Origin of the sequence: Haloferax profundi (assembly GCF_001469865.1) — an archaeon.
Classification (GTDB): Archaea; Halobacteriota; Halobacteria; order Halobacteriales; family Haloferacaceae; genus Haloferax; species Haloferax profundi.
In genome coordinates, this window is record NZ_LOPV01000673.1 from 1 (window position 1) to 2276 (window position 2276).

A 2276-nucleotide genomic window follows, 5' to 3' on the forward strand; every position below is an offset into this window, starting at 1 on the left:
CGCAGCACCTGACAAGCCGAGCCATGGTGTCAGTGATGTGACGACTGACGCCAACATCATCAAGCAAAGCGACGTCAACGGTGACACGCGTCTCCGCCTCAACGAGACCGATTCGGCCACGGAAGTGACCGTCGAGTACGAAGGCTACGAACTCGGAAACGTCAACGAGGACGGTACGGTTGACGCGGATGACGCATCTGACATCGCCAAGAACGTCACAAGTGGCAACGATGCCGCCTACGGCGACGTGAACGGCGACGGACAGGTAACTGCAGTGGACGCAATGCTCGTTCAACAGTACAGTGAAGGTAACATTGGTGCAGATTACAACCAGGGAGGTGCCTAAGATGAATCACACGAAGGTACTCGCCCTCGCGATGTGTGCCGTCATGCTCGTCGGTGCAGTTGGCATGGGCGGTGCAGCGACCGGGAAAACTGTCTCGGCCGACACGGTTAGCTCACTCCAAGAAGGAAACAGCGACTCGGCAGCGGCGCTCACAGCGTACAATGTCGACGACAGTGATGGTGTCGGCTCCTACGAGCTAAAGATCAGCTACGACGACAGCAAGGTCGATATCAGCGTGTCCGGCAACAGTCGCTTCGACGTCGAAACGACTGACCATGGAAACGGTGAGATCACCGTCGTTGGATACACCGGAAATACCTCTGGTTCGACTGGGAACATCTCGCTGGCGGATCTGACTGTGACCGCACAGTCTGTCGACAGCGACAAATCCGCAGACATCAAAGTTGAGGTCGAAGATATCACCGACACGAAGGGGAACCTGCTCTCGCACACCGGTGACACAACCACGCTGCAAGTCAAAGCAGAATCGACTGACGACGATGACGACGATGACGACGATGACGACGATGACGACGATGACGACGATGACGGCGGTAGTTCCGGTAGCGCCGGAGGCGGTGGTGCAGTGACGACCACTGCGACGTCCACTACGTCCACGCCGCAGACGACTACCACTACGACGACGACTACCACTACGACCACTACAACGACCACCACCACGACCACTACAACGACGGCTGCCACGACGACGACTACCACCCAAGAACCGACGACTACCTCAAGCGGTATTCCCGGCTTTGGTGTTGTTGTTGCACTCGTCGCCCTGGTCGCACTCGCGCTAGTCGCCATCCGTCGCGACTAAGCACGAACTCCATTCCCCCCTCCCCTTTCATATTTTACAGTCTGAGCGGCAGCGCTCTGCAGAGCTTGCTTCGGAGTCCAAGCGCAGAAGCACTCGCTTTGCTCATCCATCAAGTGGGTTGAACCACACGTACAAAGGTGTCAGAACAGACCGACAGCAGAACACTGCGTTGCACGAATCTCTCATACTGCGGTTCGTAATCCAATCATCCTTCCAGAAATCGAGAGCACAGACGATGTTGCCTACCGTGTCTCCTCTCAGACTAGACCACGTGAACGCTCCTCGGACGAGCGATTTGAATAAGCCGGAGTTCTACAGCACTTCGTGACATCTGAGTAACATCCCACCCCACGGTAAACGGCTGGATTCTCTCCTCAAGAAAAGAGAGTACTGCTTGTTTTCGTGGAGGTACATTTCCCGATAAAAGTGGATTCAAATCACGATACGCAGTCGTACTCAGAAGCTATCGTTTTTCGAGTTTGGAGACGCCGATAACGATGACAAGACAAAGGAGTGCAACGCCACCGAGACTCCACGCCGGTGCATCAGTTTGTGTTGTCGTCTCCGTAGTCTTTGCAGGAGGCTCAGTCGTCGACTCCGTAGGCACCTCTGTTGAGTCAGTTGTCTGTATGGAAGTCTCTTCGTCGTCTGTGGTGGGCGTTTCGCCGTCTGAATCTGAAGTACTAGTCGTCGTGGTCTCGTCTACTGATTCAGGTGTCGCTGTCTCTCCAGACGCTGTTGTTTCCTCCGGTAGAGGGGTTTTTGTTGGTGTTTCAGCTGCGCCACCGGTTTGAGAACCTGATGAACCACTGGTCGTCGTAGTGGTAGTTTCATCAGCAAGCGATCCATCTCTGACGACACTCACTGTCTTCTCGTCACTTAGCCCGATAAGCTCCTGCTCCCCAAAGACCTCGTTGTCGGTCTGGACACCAGTATACAGTTGGTAGTCTCCAGTCGAAAGTGAACTGACGTCAACTTGGGCAGTATATGTGAGTCCCTCTTTTTGCGTTGCTGCCGTTCGTACAGTATCCGAATCGTCCCCGAGGACGACTTCGACACTCGCAGGCGGAGAATCGACCTGGTTGCTGACCTTGGTGAGTTGTACGT

General features: G+C 54.8%; 2 protein-coding genes and 1 pseudogene. 2 read left to right on the top strand and 1 reads right to left on the bottom strand.

Annotated features, from left to right (window positions below):
* Both AUR66_RS18615 and AUR66_RS23105 read left to right on the top strand, forming a co-directional pair.
* Nucleotides 1–346, top strand: a 346-nt coding sequence (locus tag AUR66_RS18615) for a dockerin type I repeat-containing protein (RefSeq protein WP_197409878.1), incomplete at its 5' end; no start/stop codon positions are given.
* Nucleotide 347: 1 nt separating this feature from the next.
* Nucleotides 348–1169, top strand: coding sequence for a PGF-CTERM sorting domain-containing protein (locus AUR66_RS23105; RefSeq protein ID WP_058573617.1), 822 nt, complete (start codon nt 348–350; stop codon nt 1167–1169).
* A 463-nt stretch (nt 1170–1632) separates the two neighbouring features.
* Here AUR66_RS23105 and AUR66_RS22380 read toward each other — a convergent pair.
* Nucleotides 1633–2276, bottom strand: a pseudogene (locus AUR66_RS22380) (hypothetical protein); the annotation flags it as partial.

Bases quoted from the DNA above. Each gene is read 5' to 3' on its own strand.
- AUR66_RS23105 (WP_058573617.1), top strand. From the start codon at position 348: ATGAATCACACGAAGGTACTCGCCCTCGCGATGTGTGCCGTCATGCTC.